We start from the raw sequence: 23,709 nt of genomic DNA, 5'->3' as shown, positions 1-23,709 counted from the left end.
CCATGACAACCCGGCGGGTGGGCAGACTTCCCGACGACCTGACGAGCTTCGTCGGCCGCCGCGGGGCGATCACGCAGGTGAAGCGGCTGGTGTCGGCCTCGCGGCTGGTGACCCTGACCGGAGTGGCCGGGGTCGGCAAGTCACGGCTGGCGATCCGCGTCGCGCGCGATCTGCGCCGCGCCTTCCCGGACGGCATCTGGCTGGTGGAACTGGGCAAGGTCCTACCCGGCGACGACCTCGCCCAGGTGCTGGTCACCAGCCTCGGGCTCGAACCCTCGGACCTGCCGCCGGAGGCGGTGCTCGCCGATCAGCTCGCCGACAAGCGGATGCTGATCCTGCTCGACGGCTGCGAGCACCTGCTGGACGAGTGCGTGCCGCTGGTCGGGGACCTGCTCGCCGCCGCCCCCGAGGTGCGCGTCCTCGCCACCTCCCGCGCGCCGCTGGCGCTCGCCGCGGAGCGGGTGTGGCCGGTGCTGCCGATGGTCATGCCGCGGGTGGACCGGGAAGGCCACGTGGTGCAGCGCGCCACCGGCTTCGAGGTGCTGGAGCTGTTCGCCGACCGGGCCTCGGCGGTGCTGCCGGGATTCGCCATCGGCCCGGCGAACGAGGCGCTGGTGGTCCGGCTGTGCCGGCAGCTCGACGGCCTGCCGCTGGCCATCGAGCTGGCCGCGGTGTGGATGCGGTCGCTGTCGGTGGAGGAGATCCTCGACCGGCTCAGCGACCGGTACCGCCTGCTGACCTTGGGCGATCGCAGCGGCCTGCCGCACCACCGCACGCTGCGCGCGGCGATCGAGTGGAGCTTCGACCTGTGCTCGCCGACCGAGCAGGCCGTGTGGGCGCGGCTGTCGGTGTTCACCGGCGGTTTCGAGCTGGACGCGGCGGAGGCGGTCTGCGTCGGCGACGGCGTGACCGTCGAGGACGTGTTCATCGGCGTCGCGGGCCTGGTGGAGAAGTCCGTGCTGGTCAAGGAGGACCAGCCCGCCACCCGGACCCGCTACCGGCTGCTGAAGACGATCCAGGAGTACGGGCGCGAGCGGCTCGGCGGCGCGAAGGAGCTCGCGCTGCGGCGGCGGCACCGCGACCACTTCCTGCTGCTCGCCGAGCACGTCGACGCGGAATGGCTCGGCCCGCACCAGGTGGAGTGGCTGACCCGGCTGCGGCAGGACCGGTCGAACCTGCGCGCCGCCCTGGACTTCTGCCGCACCGAGCCCGGCGAGGGGCACGAGGGCCTGCGGATGGCGGCGGCCCTGCGGTTCTTCTGGGCGGGCGGCGGTTCGCTGCGGGAAGGCCGGTACTGGCTCGACGAGATGCTCCGGGCGGTGTCCGAACCGGGTCAGCAGCGGGCCCGGGCGCTGACGACGAACGGCCTGGTCAGCGCCTTGCAGGGAGACACCGAAGCCGCCCGCTCGCTGCTCGCCGAAGCACGGGACGCGGCCCGGCGGGCGGAGTACGGCTCGGTGCTGGCGCTGACCTCGCACATCGCCGGGCTGGTCGACCTGCTGCACAACGAGAACGCGGCGGCGACGTCCCGGCTGGCCGAAGCTCTGGAGCGGCGGGAGATGCTGCAGCACGACGGGGTCGCGCTACTCAGCCTGCCGAACCTGGCGCTGCTGGCGGTGTTCCGCGGCGACTGCGAGCGAGCCGTCGAGCTGTGCGAGGAATGCCGGGAGATCTGCGAGGAGCACGGCGAGCTGTGGGGCCGCTCGTGGGCCGAGCTGGTGCTCGGGCTGGCCCGCTGGCGGCAGGGCGACTTCCCCGGCGCGCTGGCGCACGTGCACGAATGCCTGCGGATCAAGCAGCTGTTCGACGACGTGCCAGGGCTCCTGATGGCGATCGAGCTGGAGGCGTGGGTGTCGGCGGCCCAGGGCCGGGTGGCGCGGGCGGCCCGGCTGAGCTCGGCGGTGGCGCACCTGTGGCGGCCGCTGGGCCGCTACCTGTTCGGACTGGAGCGCTACCTCGGCTGGCACGCGGAAGCCGATGCGCGCATCCGAAACGCCCTGCCGACGCCGGAACTCCGCGCTGAGCGCAGTCGCGGGGCGGAGTACACGCTGGACGAACTGATCAGGTTCGCGCTCGGCGAGCGCCCGCCCGCGCCTTCCGAGGACGAGCCGGTGCGGCTGACGCCGCGGGAGCGCGAGGTGGCGCGGTTGGTCGCGCAGGGGTTGTCGAACCGGCAGATCGCCGAGCAGCTGGTGATCTCGAAGCGGACCTCGGACAGCCACATCGAGCACATCCTCGCCAAGCTGGGTGCCACCTCGCGCGCGCAGATCGCGGTCTGGGTGGCCGAACAGCCGTGACGTGAGGGGCAGTTGAAGTGAACGGCCTGTTCACCGCGCCTATCGGGACGAACGGTCCGTTCACTCCATCCCATCGGGGCATCCACCGAAGCCGGGCGGATGAGGCGAACAGGCCGTTCACCTCTCCTACCGAGGCGAACAGGTCGTTCACTCCACGCCAGCCGCTCATCGCGGTCCGGGCTCAGGCCGTCATGGCGAGCTCGGCGTCGGCGCGGGCGCGGCGGGCCGCCGAGATGACTACCTGCCGGCTCGGCGCCGGGCGGTCCGCGCGCGGCGGGCTGATCCAGCTCGGGTCGTCCAGCGGCGGCAGGGCCAGGCGGGCGCCGGCCGGCACGCCGGCGACCTCGGCGAGGTCCTCGGGCAGTTCGACGCGGCCGCCGGGCTGCGTGAGCAGCACCCAGTCGGCGCCGTCGACCAGCACGGGTCCGGCCTGGAGGTGGATGGCGAGCACCTGGTGCACGCGGGCGGCGAATTCGGCGGGCATCCGCAGCGCGCCGATGCGGCCGCCGATGATGAGTGTGGTGCGGTCGGAGTTCGGGTCGTGCTCGACCCACCAACCGTAGGAGCGGTATTCGGAAGAGCTGTTCATCACGACTTTTCGCGGGCCTTCGGGGATCGGGGGATGGTGAACCGGCGAGGTGGGTGCGGCGGCTCCGTTGCCGCCTAGTCGGACGGGTGGCACCCGCCTCGCCGGTGGGAGGGCCGAACAACAGACAGCTGGGGCAAGTAGCTGCTGTCCGGTCAAATGGAACCTCCTCCCTGGTGCGGGAACGCCGCTGGGATTCCGGGGTCGACCCTGGCCGGGACGAACGGGTGGGCCGCGGTCGCTCCGGCGGCTCTCGCCGTTCGACCACCGGTTTCCCGAGCGGTCCGTCCGTTTCTGGACGTGTCGAAAGCATGGGCCGAAAGACCCTGGTGCCGAAGCGGGACATGTACCGAGGGCCATACCTAGATACCGCCCGTTCAGGGGATCACGACACGCGCACCCAACTCGCTTGGCTCCCCGCCGCCGCTCGGCGTGCTACCTAACCTGATCCGCACACCTGAGCGAGAGGAGCACGTGATGCGAACTGCTTTCATCCACGGCGAGGTCGGTCGGTTCGAGGCGGCGCGCGGCGAGCTGGTCGCGGCGTTCACCCGCAGCCGGCCGGAGTCCGACGCCGGCTGGTTGGCCGGGTGCCTGCTGGACGACAAGTTCACCAGGGACGGGCTGCTGGCCCGCTGGACCGAAGAAGACCTGGTGCGATTCCTGGTCGAAGTGGTACCCCGCCGGTTGCTCGTGCCGAAGTGGTCGCTGGTGCCGGACTTCCTGCACCAGTGGCTGGATTTCCTGGCCGCGGCGGGCCTGCTCACCTCGCCCGGCTCGCTCGCCGAGCTGCACGGGGCGGTGGAGCGGGCCGTGCCGGACTACCTGGCGGCGATGGCGGAGCCGACCGAGTGGTCGGCGGCGAAGTTCTGGGACACGACGATGCACGAACTCGGCTTCGATCCGGAGGATCCGGGGTCGGCGGCGGAGTTCTTCGACGCGGTGGACGCGGGCGAGATCGACTTCGACGGCGAGATCCTGGAGGAGATCGAGCGCAGGGACGCGCAGGAGCCGCCGGACCAGCCCGCGCTCTGGTTGCCGCCGGTCGATCTCGTCCACGTCGAGCCGCACCGGGCCATCGCGGCGAATTCGCCGGTCGTCCGGCAGATGCGCGCCGTCCTGGAATGGCTCGGCACCGGCCGCGATCCGTCCGATGTGGACCACCTGGTCGCGGCCCTAGGCGAGGCGTTCGGCGTCGAGGAGGCCGACCTGCTGCTGGAGTGGGCCGAGCGGGCGGGCCTTCTCCGGCCGGCCGGAGACCTGCTGGTGCCCGCCCTGATCGCGGAACCCCTGCTGGCGGAACCGGAACTGCTGTGGACCCGGCTCTGGCAGTGCTTCGTGCTGATCGACGACGTGTTCCACGCCGAGCTGGACGGGATCGCAGAGGACGAGGACGCGCTGCCGGAGATCGTCCAGGCCGCGCTGAGCGTGCTGTACTCGCGGACCGACGCGGTGCCGCTGGAGCTGGTGGTGTCGATGGCCTGCGATCTCCTGGACGCGGGCGAGCCGAGCGACCGGGAGGCCGTGCGCGGCATCGTCCGCAGGATGCTCGCCCAGTGGGAGGCGATGCTGGCGGTCCGCTGCCACGTCACCACCGCGCCGGAGGAGATCGAGGTGCTGGAATCCGCCGTGCCCGCAGGCGTCGCCGCCGATCGCACCATGATCGAGCTGATGCCGCCGGGCCTGTGGGCGGCGCGGGAATCGTTGCGCGCCTTCGGCTTCCAGGTGCCCACTGTGGACGACCTGGTGTCGTACCCGGCTGAGCTGCTGGCACTGGTGGCCGCGGACACCCCGGCCGACGTGCAGCAGGTGCTGATCCCGCGGTGGATCGAGCAGCGCGGCGCGAAGCAGGCCAGCGCGGAGCTGTCGGAGCTGCTCCGGCGCGTGGACGATCCGGCGATCCGCCTGGCGGCGCTGGGCCTGTTGGAGCACACCGGCGCCGAGGGCGTGTCGGCGGCGCGCGAGCTGGCCGAAGATCCGGTGGCCGGCCCGGCGGCGCGGATGTGGCTGCAGTCCCGCCCCGCGAGCACCGAGAACGTGGTCCGCCCCGGCGATGAGCTGCTGTTCTCCCTGGACGGCATGGCTGCGGCGCTGGACGAGGACGCCGACCTGTTCCTCGCGGAGTTCAGCAGGCAGCCGGGGCCCACGCAGGTCGAGCTGATCGCGGAGATCGCCACGACGGAGCACAACAGCGCAGGTGAGATCCTCGCGGTCCTCGCCGAACACCACGAGGAGGAGGTGATCGCGGCGGCAGCGCAGGCGGCCCTGAGCTCCTGAGCACCGCGATTCCGGCTGATCGGGCCTCCACCGATAGTGAGCTCGCTCATCGTCGTTTGTCCCGCTAACCAAAACTTGTTAGCATTGCAAACGACTTGCTTCCGTCCAGCGAGGGGTGGCGACCGATGAGCGCCGGGCACGACGTTCGGTTACTCGACGTTTTCAAGGGACAACCGAAGGCGGTGTGGATCACCGCGTTCGCCGCCGTGATCGCCTTCATGGGCATCGGCCTGGTCGACCCGATCCTGCTCTCGATCGCAGAGGCGCTGAACGCAGGCCCCGAGCAGGTCACCCTGCTGTTCTCGTCCTACCTGGGCGTGCAGGTGCTGGCGATGCTGATCACCGGCGCGTTCAGCGCGCGCTTCGGCGCGAAGCGGACCGTGGTCACCGGGCTGGTGCTGATCGTGGTGGCGACGCTCGCGTGCGCGATGGCCAGCTCGATCGGCGAGCTCGTCGCGCTGCGCGCGGTGTGGGGTCTCGGCAACGCATTCTTCATCGCCACCGCGCTGTCGGTGATCGTCGGTGCCGCCAGCGGCGGTCAGGGGGCCGCCATCATGCTCTACGAGGCGGCGCTGGGCATCGGCTTGTCCACCGGACCGCTGCTGGGCGCCCTGCTGGGCAACATCTCCTGGCGCGGGCCGTTCGCCGGCACCGCGGTGCTGATGGCGATCGCGCTGATCCTCTCGGCGGGTTTCCTGCCGAAGGACGGCGACCGCGCCCACCGGACCAAGGTCCGGCTGCTCGACCCGATCCGGGCGCTCCGCCACGGCGGCCTGCTGCGCACCTCGCTCGGCGCCGCCTTCTACACCGCCGCGTTCTTCATCGTGCTGGCCTGGTCGCCGTTCGTCCTGGAGTTCGGCGCGATCGCGGTCGGCCTGGTGTTCTTCGGCTGGGGCCTGTGCGTCGCCCTCGCCGGCGTGTTCCTGGCCCCGCGGCTCGCGGCGCGGCTCGGCGAGGTCGGCGGCACCATCTTCGCGGTGCTGATCTTCGCGGTGCTGCTCGGCGTCATGACGTTCGGTTCCAAGCCCGTGGTGGTCGTCGCGGTGATCCTCAGCGGCTTGGCCTCCGGCCTGCTCAACACCCTGTTCACCGGAACCGCGATGAGCATCAGCGACGCGCCGCGCCCGGTCGCCAGCGCGGGCTACAACTTCCTGCGCTGGCTCGGCGGGGCGGCCGCGGCCACGCTGGTCGGGCACGTGGCCGAGTGGTTCGGCTCGCAGCACGCCCCGTTCGCGGCCGGCGCGATCCTCTGCGTGATCGCCGCGGGCCTGCTGTTCGCGGAGCTGCGCACCCAGGCCAACACGCGCTCGGTTCCCGCCGAAGCCGCACTGGTCGGCGAAGAGTTCTGACCCCGTCCCTAACTGAATAACCCGATAGAGCAAGCGCTCTTCGAGAATTCGCCGAGTTTTCGAAGAGTGTTTGCCTTCTTTTGGTGGTGTCATACGCTCCTAGCCATTTCTCGATCAAGCTTGGGAGGTTGCGGTGGCACAGCCGGGCGAACGTCGACTCCTACCGCTGTTGTCGGCCGGGCGGGCGCGGGTGACCTGCCGGTACCGCTGCGGCGACCAGTGCGCGGAGCACCCGCCGAACCCGACGGAGAACCAGTACTTCGGCGACCTGTTGCAGAACGTGCTGTCCCGCCGGGGTTTGCTGCGCGCCGGTGCGGTGGTCGCGGCCTCCGCAGCGGTGCTGCCCGGCCTCGCCGGACGGCCCGCCGTCGCCGCGCCCGGCCGCCCGCCGGGGCTGGACTTCACGCCGGTGCGGCCGAACAGCGAAGACGCCGTCGTCGTGCCGGAGGGCTACCAGCAGCAGGTCGTGATCAGGTGGGGTGACCCGATCCTGCCCGGTGCCCCGGAGTTCGACTTCGACGACCAGACCCCGGAAGCCCAGGAGCGGCAGTTCGGCTACAACAACGACTTCTGCGCGCTGCTGCCGCTGGACGACGACCGGCGGCTGATGGTGAACAACCACGAGTACACCTCCGAGGAGTTCCTCTTCCGCGGCTACGACCCGGAGAACCCCACCGAGCAGCAGGTCCGGGTCGCCTGGGCCGCGCACGGGTTGTCGGTCGTGGTGCTCGAAACCGGCGACGGCGCGCCGAAGCCGGTGCTCGACCCGCTGAACCGGCGGATCACCCTCAACACCCCGTTCGAGCTGCGCGGCCCGGCGGCGGGCAGCGAACTGCTGAGAACTCCGGCGGATCCGACCGGCACTCGATCGTTCGGCACCATGAACAACTGCTCCGGCGGCGTGACCCCGTGGGGCACGATCCTCTCGGGCGAGGAGAACATCCACTTCTACTTCGCCAACGCCGACTCGATCACCGACCCGGCGACCAAGGAGCGGCTGGCGCGCTACGGGATCAAGGGCGCCGCCAGCGAGCGGAAGTGGGAGCGCTTCGACTCCCGCTGGGACCTGGCCAAGCAGGTCAACGAGCCGAACCGGTTCGGCTGGATCATCGAACTCGACCCGCACGACCCGGAATCGACGCCGGTCAAGCACACCGCCCTCGGCCGCTTCAAGCACGAGGGCGCCAACATCCGGGTCGCCGACGACGGCCGGGTCGTGGCGTACATGGGCGACGACGAGAAGTTCGAGTACGTCTACCGCTTCGTCTCGGACCAGCGGATGAAACCGGGCCGCAGCAAGCACGCCCGGCGGCACAACATGTCGCTGCTGGACTCGGGCACGCTCTACGTCGCGAAGTTCACCGGCGACAGCCCGGACGAGATCGACGGATCCGGCAAGCTCCCGGCGGACGGCGAGTTCGACGGCTCCGGCGAGTGGATTCCGCTGGCGCACAACGAAACCAGCTTCGTGCCCGGCATGACCGCCGAAGAGGTCTACGTCTTCGCGCGGCTCGCGGCCGACAAGGTGGGCGCGACGAAGATGGACCGCCCGGAGGACGTGCAGCCGCACCCGAAGACCGGCCGCGTCTACGCGGCGCTGACGAACAACTCGGACCGCGGGGCGACCGGCAAGGCACCGGCCGACGAGCCGAACCCGCGCAACGGCAACAAGCACGGTCAGGTCCTGGAACTCGACGACGACCCGGCGAACACCCGCTTCGCCTGGCGCCTGCTGCTGGTCTGCGGCGACCCGAACGACCCGGCGACCTACTTCGCGGGCTTCGACAAGTCCCAGGTCAGCCCGATCGCCTGCCCGGACAACGTGGCCTTCGACAGCCACGGCAACCTCTGGATCACCACCGACTCGTCGGAGGCCCTGGGCGCCAACGACGGCCTCTACGCCGTGCCGCTGGAAGGCCCGGAGCGAGGCCACGTGATGCAGTTCCTCAGCGTCCCGCGCGGTGCGGAAGCCTGCGGTCCGATCATCGAGGACGACCTGATCATGGTCTCGGCCCAGCACCCGGGAGAGGTCGACGGGGCCAACGCCGACAACCCGGTCTCGCACTGGCCGGACGGCGGGACCAGCCAACCCCGTCCCTCCGTGGTGGCCGTCTGGCGCTGATCGTCCCGGCCGCGCCGCGCCCCTGACCGGCGGCGCGGCGCGGCCGGCATAACAGCGGAACTGCGGCGCGTGGTGGCGCGTCTCAACCTCGGCATGCCGGCCCGCGGGGCGGTCGGCAGCGGGAGAGAGGCGACGGATGTACCCGACTTGGCTGACCGCCGACCTGGTGTTCCCGGAGGGGAACCTGGTGGAGCACCTGACCGCGGCGACGGAACTCGTACCGGAGTCGCTGCTCGACGACAGCGGGCAGGCCGTCGAGATCGCGGAGTGCATCGACGACGGGTACAACCACTTCTGGATGAACGCGCTGCACTTCGTCGGGCACTGGGCCGACGAGGCGGGCCGGGCCGACGAGCTGCCGACCGAGTTCTGGTTGCGCGTGGCGCAGGCGGCGCACGCCATGGAGTTCCCGGAGTTCGTGCCGTACTGCCACGGCAAGGCGAAGGGCCTCCCGCACCAGGACCCGGGCGACCTGATGGCGGCGTTCAGCACGATGCCGTCCGTCGTCGAGGTTTCCGGTGAGCTGCGCGAGCTCTGCCTGGCAGCGGCCGAGCACCTTCTCACCGACGACCCGTCCACGGCTCAGATGCTCGACGAGATCGATCTCGACGCGCTCGCCGCACATCTGCGCAACGGCGCGTACGACCGGCTCGGCGAGCACCTCAGCGAGCTGTTCTCGGATGCCTTCGACGACCTCTTCGAACTGGTCACCAGCCCGGACTTCCCGGCGGAGCGGGCGAAGCACGCCTGGGCGGTGATCGGCCCGAACCCGTTCCGGGTGGTCCTCGGTGAGGGCATGTTCCCGAACACCGAAGCCGAGCCCTGGTGGCGGGCCATCTGAAAGTCACCGGGCGGTGCGGAATTCCTGGGTTCCGGTGACCAACGAGATGTTTCGCAGCGACGAGTGCGCGTGCAGGTAGTTCAACTCGCGCGCTAGATCGCCGGCGCCGTTGCTCCCGAAGTTCTGCGCGGAAATGTTCAACGTGGACAGCACGCCCACCGCGCGCCCCGACGAATCCAGGACTCCGCTGCCGGAATCGCCGGGGATGCCCGGCGTGACCGTGAAGATGGTGTGGTTCCAGCCGCCGCCGGAATCCCCGAGCGAGGTGCCCGCCTTCGCGTTCAGGTCGCTGACGCTGGCCCGCAGCTTCGAACTGCCGTAGGTCACCACGAGGTCGCCCTGCTGCAGCCCGCCGGTGTTCAGGCCGCTGGGACCGCCCCACACGGGCAAGCTCGGGTTGACCTTCCCGACATCGGCCGCGTCGAGCTGGATCAGCGCGAAATCGTTGTAGGCGCAGGCGTCGGCGTCCTTCTCCTTGATCGCCTGCATCGTCAGCCACGAGCTGTAGACCAGCACGCCAGGCTTGCTCGCGCCGGTGATCTGGACCTGGGTGCCGATGGGCAGCGACGGCGAAGTGCAACCGTTGGTCTGTTCGACGCCGCCGGTCCTGGCGCAGTGCGCGGCCTGCCCTAGGTACACCTTCGATCCGCCCTGGAACACGAAGTTCGAGGTGCACTGCGCGGAGTTGGTCACGGTCTGCACGCCGGGATGCACGGCCGCGGTGGACGAGGCGGCCCAGCGCGGCTCAGCCGAAGCGAACCCTCCGGCCGCCAGGACGGCAACGGCGACCAACGAGACCAAGGGAGCGAAACGAGTCCTCACGATCACGGCCTCCTCCCCGAACTGCGCCGAAGCGACCGCTACCTGATACCACACCCCGCGACCTGCGGCGATGCCGATCAGCCGAGCCCGACCTCAAGAAACCCAACCGCCCCACCAGCGCACTTCCGCGCCGCTGGACCAGGCCCTCAGCGGTCGAAGACGCCGCCCTTGACGGCGCCGATGAACCGGTGCCAACTCGGCACCGGCACGGCTAAGTGCCCACCGTCCCGATCCTTGGTGTCCCGGATCCCAACAGCACCGACCCCGACCCCAACCTCGACGCATTCGGTTTGAGTGCCGGAGTGGCTGGACTTTCGCCAGCCGGTGAACTCGAAGATCATCATTCCTCCAAGTCGGCGGCGTACGCCGTGATCAGCGCAGCCGATTCAGAAGGGCTGAGTGCTAGCTCGCGTAGCGTATCCGTGACCTTGCGAAAGTCACTCGTGTCCGCGACCTCGTCGAGGAACTGGCTTGAGCGGCGGTGCTCCAGATGGACGATCGGGTCCGCTTTGGCGAACTCGTAGATGACATGTGAGCCGTCCTGGCCGATGTGTCCGCCGAGATCGAAAGGAAGGACTTGAACGACCACGTTCTCGGTTTCGGTCGCCTTCAAGAGCTTCCTGGTCTGGTCGGCCATGATCGCCCTGCCGCCAACCGGCCTGCGTAGCGCGGCTTCGTCAAGCAGTACAAGGAGTTCCACGGGGTTAGCTCGGGTGAGAATCTCCTGGCGGCTTATCCGGACTCGTGCCAAGGTTTCGATCTGTTCAGACGGTATCCCGCCAGACTGAAGAACGGCCAGCGCGTAGTCCCTGGTCTGAAGCAGGCCGGGAATCCTGTTCAGGGCAACCATGCTGATGCGGGTCGCTTCGCGCTCGAACTCAAGCAGCGCGGCGAGTTGGCGCGGGATGCCTGGATCACCGATCTCGGTCCAGTTCGGCTCATCGGCGTCCTTGGCCATCTGGACGAGTTCCTTGCGGCGCTTGCCGGTCACGTTGTAGATGGCGAGCATTGCGCCGAGATCTTCGGCGCTCGGTACCTTGTCGCCGCGTTCGATGCGGCTGATGGTTGAACGCGAGAAGCTCAGCCGCTCTTCGAGTCCACGGACCGTGAGCCCGGCTTCCTTGCGGAGTTCCCTGAGTTCTGCGCCAAGTCCGCGCGCTTTCGCGGTGTTCGCCATGTCTTCACTCTAGATGGTCAAGTGATCACTCAATGTGGTCATATGGCTTGTCTCTGGGACAAACCTCGGGGCATCTTTGTCCCAGAGACAAGGAGGCGGGGATGTTCGAAAAGGCTGGCGTGGACTGGTTTTGGCGGCCTGTGGGGGCTGGGCGGCATGCGTTCGACGTGGCCGCGAAGCGGGCCGAGCCTTATGCGGCGGTGACCTCCTTCTGCGGCGTGGAGGTCGAAGCGTGGCAGGCGCAGCGACTGCCACGGGAGCTGGAATGGATCAACGAGGACACCTGCATGGACTGCTGGCGGCGCATCACCGCCCGGTGGGCCACAGGCCCGTGAGTGCTTTGGGGCGCTATGACACCCCAAAACACTCACGGGCAATGAGCAGCAAAAACAGCAACTTCCAAGACAAGGAGAAAAACATGTTCTGGATCCAGCTCAGCACGTTCGTCCTGTTCAACCTGCTGATCCTCGCCATGCTCACCACCCAGATCCCCGCACGCACCATCGCCTTCGCGACAACGGGGCAGCACGCCGGAGGCGGCGAAGGCGCCTACACGGTCTGGCACCTCATAGCCGACATCGAAGCCGAAACCCGCGAAGAAGAACACGGGCCGGAACGCGAACATCCCCGCATACCACCAGAATTCCCCACCACCGACCCCGACGAACCCACCGGACGCCACCACCTGCGCCCGTAACGGCCCGTGAGTGTTTTGGGGCGCTAGAACACCCCAAAACACTCACGGCCCAAACCTCCCGAGCAGGGCCGGTGCGGCGACCTCCCCCAACCCCCACCCGCACCGGCCCACCCCGGTGACCGGGCGCGATACCCCCGACCCCACGCGCCCGGTCACCGGCACCGCAACGACGTTTCAGGCTCGGTCGTGCGTTCAGATCACTTGAGCCGTCTCCGCAGGCCACGCCACAGCCCGTGCGTACTTTTTGCTGCTATTGCGACAAAAAGTATGCACGGGTGGTGAGCCCCGGCTCAGGAGGCGGTGTCGCGGAGGTTCCGGATGCTGCCCAGGAGGTTCTCGGCGCGTTCCCGCCCGGCGGTCGCCTCGGTGAGGCGCCGGTTGACCGTCTGCAGCTGCCGGCTGCGCTCCGCGGCGTCCATCTTCAGCGCCTTGTCCACCTCCCGCAGCTCGCCCTCGATGGCCTCGATCCGCCTGGTCAGGGCGTCGTCCAGGGCCAGCGACAGCTGCTGCTCCGCCTCGATCAGCTGCTCCGCCACGAGCTGGTCCAGCGCCGATCGGGCATCAGCGATGGCCTCGGTCAGCCACTGCTTCAGGTGCTGCTTGTCCGCCGCGTGCTTGCGGGTCCGCGCCATCCACCAGCCGGCCCCGAGACCGAGCACGATCGTCACCGGCAGCACCACCGGGTTCAGCGCCGCGATGCCCAGGCCCGCCAGCGGCATCGCGGCCGCCCGGCCGACACCGAGCCCGCCGGAGACCCCCATGAAAACCAGGAGCTTGTCCTCCGCGGTCGGCGGCCGCTTGTCCGGCGGCCGCAACGCGATCGGCGCCTGCGCTCCGCGCGCGAACTGCGAGCGGATCACGTCGAGCTCCTCGGCGGAGAACAGCTCCTTCAACGACTGCTCGGCGACCGCGGCCAGCCGCGCCGACAGCGTCGCCGCCACCCGGGTCGACGCCATCTGCAACGCCGCGTCGACGTGGCGGGGCAGCTCAGCGAGCTGGTTGCGGTCCGCGCTGTCGATGGCCCGGCGGAACCAGTTCTGCACCTCCCGCACCTGGCGGGCCACCTCGTGGCTGGTCTCGACGCGGGTCCGCTGAATCTCGCCGCGCAGCTTCACCTGCCAGCCGCGCGTCGACGACCGCCGCGAGGTGGACAGCTCGTCGCGCCGCGCGCGCAGCGACTCCGCCTCGTCCTCGCCGACGGTCAGCGCGCGCTTCTCCGTCGACAGCTTCGCGACCAGCTCACCGAGCACAGTGGACAGTGCCCGCATCGTGTTGGCCTCGCCGAGCATCGCGGCCCGCCCGCCGATCAGCCGCTCCAGCTCGGTGCGCAGCTCGACGATGCCGGACTTCTCGCGCAGCATGTCCGCGGCCTGCTCGCTGGGCGCCTTCTCCGCCAGCTCCTGCATCCGGGCGGACACCGGGAAGATCGGCATGTCGGCGAACCGCGGGGCGTGCTCCACCAGCAGCTTCCGGTCCGCCTCCAAGACCTGCCGCCAGCCGCGGTGCTGATCGGTCTTGGCCAGCGCGAACACGACGGTCTCGACGCGCTCGGCGACCTTCTGCAGGAATTCCAGCTCGCCCCGGGTGAACGGGGCCGACGCGTCGACGACGAACAGCAGCGCCGTCGCCGAGGCCGCCGCCTCCATCGCGAGCTCGCCGTGCAGGGCGTCCAGCCCGCCGACTCCCGGCGTGTCCACCACGGTCACCCGGGCCAGCGCGTCGACCGGCGCGGTGATCTGCACGTAGCGCGGCGGCAGCTGGCCTTCGGGCAGTTCGCGGCCCGCGCTGGCCCAGTTCGGCAGCTCGGCCAGGTCGAACGGCACCGGCTCCTGCTGGCCGGGGTAGCAGGCGTGCGCCGCCCACTGCTCGCCGTGGGTGAACTCCAGGTACGTGCTGGTGGCCACCTGGGCGTCCACAGGGGACAGTCCCGGGTGCTCCAGCAGGGCGTTGACCAGCGAGCTCTTGCCCCGGTTGGTCTCCCCGACCACCACGACGCTGGGCGTCTTCTGGCGGCCGCGCCGAACCTGCTCGACCCACTCCGCGGCGGTCGGGTCGGCCTCCCGCAGGAACCCGTGCAGCTTCTCCCTGGCCTGCTTGACCTGCTGCGGCAGGCCCACGGTGACCGCGACGCCCGGTGCAGTCATGCGCCTCGCTCCTCTCGAATCCCGCCGCGGACGGCGGTCCCCCGCGAAATCGTCGGAGCGGCAGGCATCACTGCTGCCGCAGCTGGTAGACGGTCACCACCGGGGCGCGCAGCACGCGGTCCCGGTCGGCGAAGCCCAGCACCTCGGTCTCGGCGATCACGCCGTCCAGGGCCGGGTCGTCGGTGAGCGTGATGCCACCGGCCTCGTGGTGCGCCGGGTCGAAGCGGGTGCCGTCCGGCCGCAACGCCGCAACGCCGATGCCGCTGAGCCCCTCGGACAGCCGCTCCACCACTCCCGCGCTGCGCGCCCGGTCCATCGCGTACATGCACAGCTGGATCAGCGTCGCCCGCTCGGTCAGCGCGCGATCCAGCTGATCCGTGACGACATCGCTGGTCACGGCGGTCATGTCGGTTCCCACCTCTGCGTCGGCGTCCGGGGCAACTGCCGTGCCCTCGTCCGGATCGGACGCGTCGGGAACACCACCGGTTCCACTTTCAGGTGAATTCTTGCGTCGCCAGCCCCGCATCGCCATCACCCGGACCGCAACTGCTGCCAGATCAGGAAGTACGCCCGGTGCACCACGTGCGCGATGCGGCTCTGCGCGGGCGTGGCGCCGAACGACGAGAACGAGCGCCACCAGTTCGCCCGCTCCAGCGCGTAGTCGGTCAGCTCTTTGCGGTGCCGACCGGGCAGGCCGAGCTGCTCGCCGACGTCGTTGCTGCTGCCGACCCGCATCACTTCCTCGGCCAGGTCCACGGGCATCGCCACCGCACCGGCCGCGACCAGCGTCAGCGCCTCCAGCACCCGGAGCTGGTGCGCCTCCGGCTTGGCCAGCAGCACCTCGATCGCGTCGTGCACCCGCTGCCGCTCGCCCTGGTCGCCGGAGGCGTGGGCGAGCGCGGTCACCGAGGCCAGCGCGGCCGCGGCCTTGATCCCGTCGGCCCGCGCCCGGAACACCGTGTCCAGCCGGTTCAGCACCGAAGCCAGCCCGGAGGAATCCAGCAACCGACGCCGCAGCGCGCCCGCGGTGATCTCCGGGTCCGCGTCGATCGCCTCCAGCGCGCTCCGGATCCCGAAGAGGTCCATCCGCTCCAGCAACCGGTTGCGGGTGCCGGCCGGCACGTCGCACTCCCAGCTGGTGAACAGGTCCGCGGACACCAGCAGGGTTTCGCGGGTCGCCTCGTCCAGCTGGGCGAGGCCGCGCAGCGCCTCCGCGTCGGCTGCGGTGAACTCGCCGGATTCGGCGGTCTCCGCGAGCAGGCCGATCACCGGCAGCACGTCGGCGACCTTGGGCTTGAGCAGCTGGGCCTGCTTCTCCGCGAGCAGCGACGCGGCCTTCCACACCTCGCCGCCCGAGTCCTCGACCGAGCTCGGCTCGATGGTGTCCGCCTTGTTCAGCACCGCGATCGCGTTGACCGGCCCGGCCTCGCGGCTGGCGGTGGCGGCGGTGAACGCGGCCAGGGCCTGCTCGTCGTCGGCCCGGACGCCCTGCGTCACCACGTAGAGGACGGCCTCGGCGCCCGCGACCGCGTTGCGCGACACGGGATCGAGATCGGAGTCGGCGTCGTCGGCGTCCTCCTTGCGGGTGCCCAGCAGTTCTTCGGTGCGCGCCACGGACGCGGCGTCCAGCGAACCGAGCCCGGGGGTGTCGATCACCGTCAGGTCGCGCAGCACCGCGTTGGTCAGGTAGGCCTCCAGGTGCGAGACCTCGTCGATGTCCACGCCCAGGTCGGCCGGGATGCCGCCGTCGGCGTCGAAGGGCACGGCCTGCTTTTTTCCGTCGTGGAATACGACCTCGACGCGGTCCACGGTGCCGTACTGGAAGCGGGTGACCAGCCGGGTGCACTCGCCCACGTCCGTGGGCGCGACCCGGCGCCCGATCAGCGCGTTGACCAGCGTGGACTTGCCGGACTTGATCCGGCCCGCGACGGCCACCTGCAGCGGCGCGGAGAGCCTGCGCAGCACCTCGGCGAAGCCGGCCGCGGTCCGCTCGGACACCTGCGGCTGCAACCCGGTGCACAGCCGGGCGACCGCCGCGGATAGCGGGCCAGGCCAGTGCTGCTGCTCGGTTGCCGTACTCAAGTCCGACCTTCCCGATCGTGCGATCTCGCTGCGCGCTACATCCTGCCACGCACCCACACCGAACCGGACCAAGTGCGCGCGATCACGACCGGCCCAGCGGGCCGCGGTCGGATCCCCGCCCGAGCCGGGACGCCTCCGCGCGGGTGCGACCTGAGGCTGACCCGGGTCGAGCCCGTGGGATGACGCCGGACCACGTATGCGGCGCATAACCTCGCTAGGTGCGGAAACTGAGCCTCTGGTTGCGGGCGCGCCCGTTGGTCGGCGACAGCGGGATCGCCACCTTCATGCTGCTCGTGCACCTGGGAGAGCTCGACGAGGGCAAGCCCTCGATCGGCATGCCCGCCTGGCTGTACGCCGTGGCCGGGGTGTTGCTGACCGTGCCGCTGGCGGTGCGGCGCATCTGGCCGGTGCGGTCGGCGTACGTCGCGCTGCTCGGCATGGCGATCATGTCGGTCGCCAACACCGGCCCGGGCTCGACGGTGGCCCTCATCGCGCCGTGCATGATGATCTACACCCTGGTCGCCTCCGAGGGACGCCGGATCGCGGCGCTCTACACCGCGCTGACCGGCGCTTTCTACCTGGCGCGGCTGTTCACGGGCGGCCAGCGGGAAGGGAACCTGGCCGAGCTGATCTTCGTCCAGGTGCTCTTCTTCGTCATGCTGGCCGGCTTCTGCTGGGTGCTGGGCGAGTTCATCGGCGCCCGCCGCGCGTACCACGCCGAGGTGGAGAGACGGCTGCGCAACCTGGAGTTCGAACGCGATCAGCAGGCGCGCATCGCGGTCGCCGAGGAGCGCAACCGGATCGCCCGGGAAATCCACGACGTCCTCGCGCATTCGGTCAGCGTGATGGTGACGCAAGCCGACGGCGCCGGATACGCCCTGCGCAGCAACCCGGATCTCGCCGAGCGCGCGTTGCAGGCGATCGGCAGCACCGGCCGCGAGGCCCTCGGCGAACTGCGGAGCCTGCTCGGCGTGCTGCGCGACAGCGACGAGCAAGACCCCGGCCGCATCCCGCAGCCCACCGCCGCGGACCTCAGCGACCTGGTGAACCGGGTGCGCGGCCTCGGGCTCGCCGTGTCGATGGAGCTGACCGGCGATTTCGCCGGGCTGCCGACCAGGATCGGGCTCAGCGTCTACCGGATCGTGCAGGAGTCGCTGACCAACGTGGTCAAGCACGGCGGCACGGGCACCACGGCCTCGGTCCGGGTGGACAACGACGGGCAGCGCATCGAGATCGAGGTGCTGGACGACGGCATCCGGAAGGAGCCGTCCGGGCTGGCCTCGGGCGGCAACGGGATCATCGGCATGCGGGAGCGCGCCGCGGTCTACGGCGGCACGCTGGAGGCCGGTCCGCGGCCCGAGGGCGGCTGGCGGGTGCGCGCGGTGCTGCCGCTCGATCCGGACGCGCAGCCTGGGGCATCGGCCGAGAAAGGTCGCTGAGAAATCCGAAACCCCAGCTCGGATAGGGTGTACGGCATGGTGCGGGTGCTGCTGGTGGACGACCAGGAACTGATGCGCATGGGCTTCCGGATGGTGCTCGACGCGCAGGATGACCTGGAGGTCGTCGGCGAGGCGGGCAACGGCGAGGAGGCGATCGGGCTCGCCGAGCGGCTGCGGCCGGACGTGGTGCTGATGGACGTCCGGATGCCGGTGCTCGACGGCGTCGAGGCGACCCGCCGGATCGTCGCGGCGGACAGCGCGAAGGTCCTGGTGATGACCACCTTCGACCTGGACGAGTACGCGCTTTCCGCGCTACGCAACGGAGCCAGCGGATTCCTGCTCAAGGACGCCCCGCCGGAGAGCCTGGTCACAGCGGTGCGCTCGGTGGCCAGCGGCGACGCGGTGGTCGCGCCCAGCGTCACCAAACGGCTGCTCGACCGGTTCCTCGGTGAGCGCGGCGGCCAGCTGCGGGACGCGTCGGTGCTCGACGTGCTGACCGAGCGGGAGCGCGAGGTGCTGGTGCTGGTCGCGAAAGGACTGTCGAACGCCGAGATCGCGGGCGCGCTGTTCCTGTCCGAGGCCACCGTGAAGACCCACCTCGGCCGCATCCTGTCCAAATTGGACGTTCGCGACCGGGTGCAGGCCGTGGTGCTCGCCTACGAAACCGGTCTGGTCAAACCGGGCGAGGCGTGAATTGCGCCTCCAGCGACCCACGAACGCGCTGGTGGACGGCTAGCCTGCGGTGGTGAGCGACGCCGCGTGGAAACCCCGACTCATCGCCCTCGACATCGACGGAACCCTGCTCGACCCCGCCACCCAAGCGATTTCCGCCGAGGTCAAGGCCGCGGTGCGCCGCGTCGTCGAAGCGGGCACCCAGGTCGTGGTGTCGACCGGCCGGAGCATGCTCGGCACCCTGCCGATCCTGGACGAGCTGGAGCTGACCGGCGGAGACGCGTTGTGCTCCAACGGAGCGGTGCGGGTCGACGTGGCGGCGCGGGAGCCCGTGTCGATCGAGACGTTCGAACCGGGGCCGGTGCTCGCCGAGCTGACCAGGCGGCTGCCCGGGGCGATCTTCGCGAGCGAGGACATCGGCGCCGGCAGCCTGGTGACCAGCAAGTTCCCCGAGGACGAGCTGCACGGACCGCAGCAGCTGGCCACCTTGGACGAACTCGTCGACCACCCGGTGCCGCGGCTGATCGCGAACTGGGTGGATCACGAGCCCGCCGAGCTCATCGCGGCGATGGCCGGGGTACGGCTGCCCAACTGCACCTACACCGTGGACCACTACGAGCCGTGGGTCACCGTGGTGCCGGAAGGCGTGACCAAGGGCTCGGCGCTGGAGAAGCTGCGCGCCGAGCTGGGCATCGCGAGCGAGGACACCTTCGCCGCCGGTGACGGGGACAACGACATCGAGATGCTGCGCTGGGCGGCGCGCGGCGTCGCGATGGGGCAGGCTGCGGAGATCGTGCGCGCCGCGGCCGACGAGGTCACCGGGCCGGTCGCCGAGGACGGGCTGGCAGCGATCCTGGACCGCTGGTTCCGATGAGATCTCAGGGACACCCCTGAGGCCGTCATCCTGTAGGACTGGGTCGACTACGACTCAGGTCTGACCCGAGGTCCAGACGCTGGGCCGATGCAGGCGCACGGATCGACCAGGCACGCTTTGTGGTGTGGCCCGGTTGGGCCGCGGCATTGTCGGCTTACAGGAGTGATCATGATCGAGGCGATCGGCCTCACCAAGCGCTACGGACCGAAAGTCGCGGTGAACAACCTGTCGTTCACCGTGAAGCCCGGCCGGGTCACGGGTTTCCTCGGCCCCAACGGGGCAGGCAAGTCCACCACCATGCGCATGATGCTCGGCCTGGACCGGCCGACGTCCGGTGAGGTGCGCATCGACGGCAAGCCCTACCGCGAGCTGAAGAACCCGCTGCGCACCGTGGGCGCACTGCTCGACGCGAAGTGGGTGCACCCCAACAGGTCGGCGCGCACCCACCTGCTGTGGATGGCGAAGTCCAACGGCCTGCCCGCGAAGCGCGTCGACGAGGTCCTCGGCATGGTCGGCCTGGAGGAGGTCGCGAACCGCAAGGCGGGCGGCTTCTCGCTGGGCATGTCGCAGCGGCTCGGGATCGCGACCGCCCTGCTCGGCGACCCGAAGATCCTGTTGTTCGACGAACCGGTGAACGGGCTGGACCCGGAGGGCATCCACTGGATCCGACGGTTCATGCAGGGCTTGGCCGCCGAGGGGCGCGCCGTGTTCGTCTCCAGCCACCTGCTTTCCGAAATGGCCCTGACGGCCGAGGAACTCGTGGTGATCGGCCGCGGCGAGCTGATCGCGCAGTGCAGCACCCAGCAGTTCGTGGACAACGCAGGCACCCAGGGCGTGCTGGTGCGCTCGCCGGGGGCAGCGCAGCTGCAGCAGCTCCTGAGCACGCAGGGATTGAGCGTGCGGTCGACGACCCAGGACACGCTGGTCGTCGAGGAGGCCGAGACCGAGCAGATCGGCGAACTCGCCGCGCAGCACGGGATCGTCCTGCACGAGCTCACCGCGCAGCGGAGCTCGCTGGAGGAGGCCTTCATGCAGATGACCGGCAACGCCGTTGAGTACCAGACCAATCTCGGCGCCGCCGCGTCCGCGCTGAACACCTCGGGGGTGGCCCGATGACCCTGCTCGCCGTCGAACGCATCAAGCTCTTCTCCACCCGGTCGCCGTGGTGGTGCACCTTCCTCGCGCTGGCGTTGACCATCGGCTTCACCACGCTGTTCGCGTCTCAGCTCGAGAACGAGATGTCGCTGTCGATGACGCAGGCCGGCTACCAGTTCGGCCTGATGGTGGTCCTCGTGCTCGCCGCGTTGTCGATCACCACCGAGTACCGGTTCGGCACGATCCGGGCGACCTTCCAGGCGGTGCCGAACCGGGCCGCCGCGCTGCTGGCCAAGACCGTCGTCGTCGCGCTGGTGGCGCTGATCATCGGCGAGGTGGCCGCATTCGGCTCGTGGGGAGTCGCGAAGCTGCTGGCACCGGGCGCGGATCTCGCCTTCGCCACGGGCGACGACTGGCGCCAGGTCGCCGGGGTCGGCCTGGTGTTCGCGATCGGCGCGGTGCTGGCGGTCGCGGTCGGCGCCATGCTGCGGCAGACGGCCGGTGCCGTCGCCCTGCTGCTGCTCTGGCCGCTGCTGGTGGAGAGCCTGGTCGGGCTGATCCCGAAGATCGGCGCCGACGTGCAGAAGTGGATGCCGTTCAACGCCGCCGGCCACTTCCTCTCGGGCAGCGACGGCGTGGGCGACATGCCGTTCGGCCCGTGGGGCGCGCTGGCCTACTTCGCGGCCGTCGCGTTGGTCCTGTGGGTGATCGCTTTGATCATCGTTCGGCGGCGCGACGCCTGACCAGCGAGAACCGAAGCGGCTGTGGAACCTTTCATGATCAACTATAGAAATGCCCAGTTGGGCGCGGGATAGCAAAACGTTACCCGGCCCGGCCGAGAGTCTGATCACGTCAACCGATAGGATCAGCGGCAAGATCGAGCCGCAGACGTCGCCTCCCGGTGCGTGCGGCACCGCAGGGTCCGCTGTGGACACCGCGCGAGGCTGACGACGGGGCCGACTAGCACAACCGAATTCGACCGACTGCAAAGCGCTCGGGGGCGCCGGCGGTCGGGACGGGGGAGGGCCCGGGCTGTCATTCGGGGGATGGCCCGGGCCCTGTGCTTTCCGGACACCCGCAGCAGACCTCGCGCGGCGTCCCGCGTCAGACGCTGGGGCGGACCACCAAGACCGGGCAAGCCGCGTGCCGGACGCATTGCTCGGCCACCGAGCCCAGCATCAGGCCCGCGAACCCGCCGCGCCCGCGATGGCCGACGACCAGCAGGTCCGCTCCCCGCGACGCCGACAGCAGCGCCTGCGGCGACGGCGAGTGGACAACGTGTATGTGGACCGGGAGATCGGAGTGTTCGCCGAGCTTGTTGGCCACGATGCGTTCCGTGTCCGCTTGGACCGACTGCTGGAACTCGTCCATGCTCGGCACGACGTTCGGCGGGTAGTCCGCCGGCCGCGGCGCGGTCCGGAAGCTCCAGGCCCGCACGACGTGCAAGGGGACGCTGCGGCGTCGGGCCTCCTCGGCCGCCACGATCAAGGCGCGCAGCGACGATGCGGAACTGTCCACGCCGACGACGACACCGCCGTCGATCTCCACCTGTTGGATCGTCTGGTCTGGCACCCCCCCACTCCAACCGCATCGGGGTGACTTGTCGAGTCGACCTGCGGCAGATGGGCCGAACACGTTGTAAACATGTGACTTTTGACACAATCGACATGCTCGCGGCATTCTTTGCATTCGCTGTGGTAAGGCATGAGTAAGGGATGTCCCGAACCAGCGTCGCTTGGGGGCATGCGCTGGCCGAGGGCGAGTTCGTGGCTCGCAACTTTCTCAACAGCAGAAGGGTGGGCCGATGGTGCAATCGAAGGAAATCCCGGCAGTTCCCGCGCAGCAGGACGGTGCGCGAGTTCGTTCGACGGACGACGTCCAGCTGGAGCCGGTGCCCAGGCTCGAATGGTCGCTGGCCACCGAAGCACACCCGCCCGCGCTGGAGGCGGCGACACCAGCATCGCTGCGGCGGAGCTGGATCCACACCGCGCCCGAGCACCAGGTGCTCGAACTGTTCCGCAAGCTGCACGGCGCCAAGCGTCGGCTGCCCGCCCCGTGGTGGCTGCGGGCGCTGGATCGCGGCGAGATCGAATCGCGGAAAGCGGCGTTCGAGATCGAGGACGAGGCGCACGCGGTGCTCGGCACGCGACCGGGCTGGGTCTTCGTGCCCTGGGCCGGCATCGGCGAGGCCGGGTACTGGGAGTTCGCGCCGTCGGACCGGGCGCCGATGCGGATGCCGACCACCGTGGTGCTGACCGACGAGCACCGGGGCTGGCTGAACGTGGTGCCGGCGCACGGCGAGACCGAGCCGGTTCCGGTGCCGGTCAAGCGGTCCACCGGCCTGGTGTCGATGCTGGGCCAGATCGAATCCTGGTGATCCACCGGCCCCGCCTCCCGGACGAGTGGGTTCGGTCGTCGGGGCCCATCACCGGTTTGCGATACTGAGTCCCCGTGAATGCCTCTGACCAGCAGGTTCCGTTTCGTCGTACCGTCGTCAGCTACGTCCAGCGCGGCGAGCGGATGACGGTGGGCCAGCAGCGCGCCTGGGATCGCCACTGGCCCGAGCTGGGTTCCGAGGTGACCGCGCTGCCCGAGGGCCCGCTGGACCTCGCGGCCTGGTTCGGCCGCTCCGCGCCGACCGTGCTGGAGATCGGCTCCGGCATGGGCGAAACGACCGCGCAGCTCGTCGCCGCCCAGCCCGACGCCAACTACGTGGCGGTCGAGGTCTACAAGCCGGGGCTGGCCCAGCTGATGCTGCGGGCCGAGAAGCTGGAGATCACCAACCTCCGGTTGCTGCGCGGCGATGCGATCGTGCTGCTTCGCGACCACATCGAGCCCGCGTCGCTGGCCGAGGTGCGCATCTACTTCCCCGACCCGTGGCCGAAGAAGCGCCACCACAAGCGCCGTCTCGTGCAGCCCGACTCGGTCCGGCTGATCGCATCCCGGCTCGCGCCCGGCGGCGTGCTGCACCTCGCGACGGACTGGGAGAACTACGCCGAGCAGATGCTGGAGGTCTGCCAGGCGGAACCGCAGCTGCGCAACCGGTACGCCGACGAGCCGGGCGGTTGGGCGCCGCGGCCGGAGTGGCGACCGGTCACGAAGTTCGAGAACCGGGCGCACGAAGAGGGCCGCGAAATCCACGACCTGATCTTCGAGCGCGTCTAAGCGGTTCCGCGGGCGAGCTGCTGCCGCCTGGGATCGGTTGTCGTGTCGGACCTTGCTGCCATCGTGTGCT

General features: G+C 70.1%; 22 protein-coding genes. 14 read left to right on the top strand and 8 right to left on the bottom strand.

Annotation, left to right across the window (positions count from 1 at the left end; translation table 11 throughout):
* Nucleotides 1–2 precede the first annotated feature (2 nt).
* Nucleotides 3–2,297: a LuxR C-terminal-related transcriptional regulator gene (locus ACWEV3_RS18590; RefSeq protein WP_452615064.1), complete on the top strand. Its 2,295-nt coding sequence runs from the start codon at nucleotides 3–5 to the stop codon at nucleotides 2,295–2,297.
* 181 nt (nucleotides 2,298–2,478) lie between these two features.
* Here the strand turns inward: ACWEV3_RS18590 and ACWEV3_RS18585 are convergent, their stop codons facing one another.
* Entirely contained in the window at nucleotides 2,479–2,886 is a 408-nt protein-coding gene (locus ACWEV3_RS18585) for a hypothetical protein (protein WP_452615063.1), read from the bottom strand.
* Nucleotides 2,887–3,360: 474 nt separating this feature from the next.
* Here ACWEV3_RS18585 and ACWEV3_RS18580 point away from each other — a divergent pair, with 474 nt between their 5' ends.
* The 4 genes from ACWEV3_RS18580 (at nucleotide 3,361) to ACWEV3_RS18565 (ending at nucleotide 9,472) form a co-directional block, all read left to right on the top strand.
* Entirely contained in the window at nucleotides 3,361–5,160 is a 1,800-nt protein-coding gene (locus ACWEV3_RS18580; RefSeq protein ID WP_452615062.1) for a HEAT repeat domain-containing protein, read from the top strand.
* Between the two features lie 125 nt (nucleotides 5,161–5,285).
* Nucleotides 5,286–6,509 carry an MFS transporter gene (locus tag ACWEV3_RS18575; RefSeq protein ID WP_452615061.1) on the top strand — a complete coding sequence of 408 codons (1,224 nt, stop codon included), beginning with the start codon at nucleotides 5,286–5,288 and terminating at the stop codon, nucleotides 6,507–6,509.
* Between the two features lie 133 nt (nucleotides 6,510–6,642).
* Nucleotides 6,643–8,631, top strand: a complete 1,989-nt coding sequence (locus tag ACWEV3_RS18570) for a PhoX family protein (RefSeq protein ID WP_452615060.1) — start codon at nucleotides 6,643–6,645, stop codon at nucleotides 8,629–8,631.
* Nucleotides 8,632–8,767: 136 nt separating this feature from the next.
* A complete protein-coding gene (locus tag ACWEV3_RS18565; RefSeq protein WP_452615059.1) occupies nucleotides 8,768–9,472 on the top strand; it encodes a hypothetical protein in 705 nt (234 codons plus the stop codon).
* Nucleotides 9,473–9,475: 3 nt separating this feature from the next.
* Here the strand turns inward: ACWEV3_RS18565 and ACWEV3_RS18560 are convergent, their stop codons facing one another.
* The 3 genes from ACWEV3_RS18560 to ACWEV3_RS18550 form a co-directional block, all read right to left on the bottom strand.
* Complete coding sequence (locus ACWEV3_RS18560; protein WP_452615058.1) at nucleotides 9,476–10,294, bottom strand: serine protease; 819 nt, start codon at nucleotides 10,292–10,294, stop codon at nucleotides 9,476–9,478.
* A 146-nt stretch (nucleotides 10,295–10,440) separates the two neighbouring features.
* The gene (locus ACWEV3_RS18555) at nucleotides 10,441–10,635 is read right to left on the bottom strand and encodes a DUF397 domain-containing protein (RefSeq protein WP_452615057.1); all 195 of its coding nucleotides are present in this window, start codon (nucleotides 10,633–10,635) and stop codon (nucleotides 10,441–10,443) included.
* Entirely contained in the window at nucleotides 10,635–11,471 is an 837-nt protein-coding gene (locus ACWEV3_RS18550; protein WP_452615056.1) for a helix-turn-helix domain-containing protein, read from the bottom strand. The genes ACWEV3_RS18555 and ACWEV3_RS18550 overlap by 1 nt, the downstream gene beginning before the upstream one ends.
* A gap of 101 nt (nucleotides 11,472–11,572) precedes the next feature.
* Between ACWEV3_RS18550 and ACWEV3_RS18545 the strand changes: the two genes are divergently transcribed.
* Together ACWEV3_RS18545 and ACWEV3_RS18540 are read left to right on the top strand one after the other, a co-directional pair.
* Nucleotides 11,573–11,806: a zinc finger protein gene (locus ACWEV3_RS18545; protein ID WP_452615055.1), complete on the top strand. Its 234-nt coding sequence runs from the start codon at nucleotides 11,573–11,575 to the stop codon at nucleotides 11,804–11,806.
* 83 nt (nucleotides 11,807–11,889) lie between these two features.
* Entirely contained in the window at nucleotides 11,890–12,168 is a 279-nt protein-coding gene (locus ACWEV3_RS18540; RefSeq protein WP_452615054.1) for a hypothetical protein, read from the top strand.
* A 290-nt stretch (nucleotides 12,169–12,458) separates the two neighbouring features.
* Here ACWEV3_RS18540 and ACWEV3_RS18535 read toward each other — a convergent pair whose 3' ends face one another.
* The 3 genes from ACWEV3_RS18535 to ACWEV3_RS18525 all read right to left on the bottom strand — a co-directional run bounded on the left by ACWEV3_RS18535 (nucleotide 12,459) and on the right by ACWEV3_RS18525 (nucleotide 16,394).
* Nucleotides 12,459–14,312, bottom strand: coding sequence for a dynamin family protein (locus ACWEV3_RS18535; RefSeq protein ID WP_452615053.1), 1,854 nt, complete (start codon nucleotides 14,310–14,312; stop codon nucleotides 12,459–12,461).
* Between the two features lie 67 nt (nucleotides 14,313–14,379).
* Entirely contained in the window at nucleotides 14,380–14,844 is a 465-nt protein-coding gene (gene grpE / locus ACWEV3_RS18530) for a nucleotide exchange factor GrpE (protein WP_452615052.1), read from the bottom strand.
* The gene (locus ACWEV3_RS18525; protein ID WP_452615051.1) at nucleotides 14,844–16,394 is read right to left on the bottom strand and encodes a dynamin family protein; all 1,551 of its coding nucleotides are present in this window, start codon (nucleotides 16,392–16,394) and stop codon (nucleotides 14,844–14,846) included. Before ACWEV3_RS18525 ends, grpE begins: the two co-directional genes overlap by 1 nt.
* Before the next feature lie 218 nt (nucleotides 16,395–16,612).
* Between ACWEV3_RS18525 and ACWEV3_RS18520 the strand changes: the two genes are divergently transcribed.
* From ACWEV3_RS18520 to ACWEV3_RS18500, 5 genes are all read left to right on the top strand, one after another.
* The gene (locus ACWEV3_RS18520; RefSeq protein WP_452615050.1) at nucleotides 16,613–17,833 is read left to right on the top strand and encodes a sensor histidine kinase; all 1,221 of its coding nucleotides are present in this window, start codon (nucleotides 16,613–16,615) and stop codon (nucleotides 17,831–17,833) included.
* A gap of 36 nt (nucleotides 17,834–17,869) precedes the next feature.
* Nucleotides 17,870–18,526, top strand: a complete 657-nt coding sequence (locus ACWEV3_RS18515; protein WP_452615049.1) for a response regulator — start codon at nucleotides 17,870–17,872, stop codon at nucleotides 18,524–18,526.
* A 52-nt stretch (nucleotides 18,527–18,578) separates the two neighbouring features.
* Nucleotides 18,579–19,379 (top strand): HAD hydrolase family protein, encoded by an 801-nt coding sequence (locus ACWEV3_RS18510; protein ID WP_452615048.1) that lies wholly within the window; start codon nucleotides 18,579–18,581, stop codon nucleotides 19,377–19,379.
* Nucleotides 19,380–19,547: 168 nt separating this feature from the next.
* Nucleotides 19,548–20,495 (top strand): ABC transporter ATP-binding protein, encoded by a 948-nt coding sequence (locus ACWEV3_RS18505; RefSeq protein ID WP_452615047.1) that lies wholly within the window; start codon nucleotides 19,548–19,550, stop codon nucleotides 20,493–20,495.
* The gene (locus ACWEV3_RS18500; protein ID WP_452615046.1) at nucleotides 20,492–21,217 is read left to right on the top strand and encodes a hypothetical protein; all 726 of its coding nucleotides are present in this window, start codon (nucleotides 20,492–20,494) and stop codon (nucleotides 21,215–21,217) included. The genes ACWEV3_RS18505 and ACWEV3_RS18500 overlap by 4 nt, the downstream gene beginning before the upstream one ends.
* A 361-nt stretch (nucleotides 21,218–21,578) precedes the next feature.
* Here the strand turns inward: ACWEV3_RS18500 and ACWEV3_RS18495 are convergent, their stop codons facing one another.
* Nucleotides 21,579–22,046 carry a universal stress protein gene (locus ACWEV3_RS18495; protein ID WP_452615045.1) on the bottom strand — a complete coding sequence of 156 codons (468 nt, stop codon included), beginning with the start codon at nucleotides 22,044–22,046 and terminating at the stop codon, nucleotides 21,579–21,581.
* A 232-nt stretch (nucleotides 22,047–22,278) separates the two neighbouring features.
* Here ACWEV3_RS18495 and ACWEV3_RS18490 point away from each other — a divergent pair, with 232 nt between their 5' ends.
* Together ACWEV3_RS18490 and trmB are read left to right on the top strand one after the other, a co-directional pair.
* Complete coding sequence (locus ACWEV3_RS18490; protein ID WP_358580467.1) at nucleotides 22,279–22,851, top strand: hypothetical protein; 573 nt, start codon at nucleotides 22,279–22,281, stop codon at nucleotides 22,849–22,851.
* A gap of 143 nt (nucleotides 22,852–22,994) precedes the next feature.
* Nucleotides 22,995–23,639, top strand: coding sequence for a tRNA (guanosine(46)-N7)-methyltransferase TrmB (gene trmB, locus ACWEV3_RS18485; protein ID WP_452615231.1), 645 nt, complete (start codon nucleotides 22,995–22,997; stop codon nucleotides 23,637–23,639).
* Nucleotides 23,640–23,709 lie beyond the last annotated feature (70 nt).

Source organism: Saccharopolyspora sp. NPDC003752, assembly GCF_053605825.1.
This window is presented reverse-complemented; position numbering and strand designations above follow the sequence as displayed.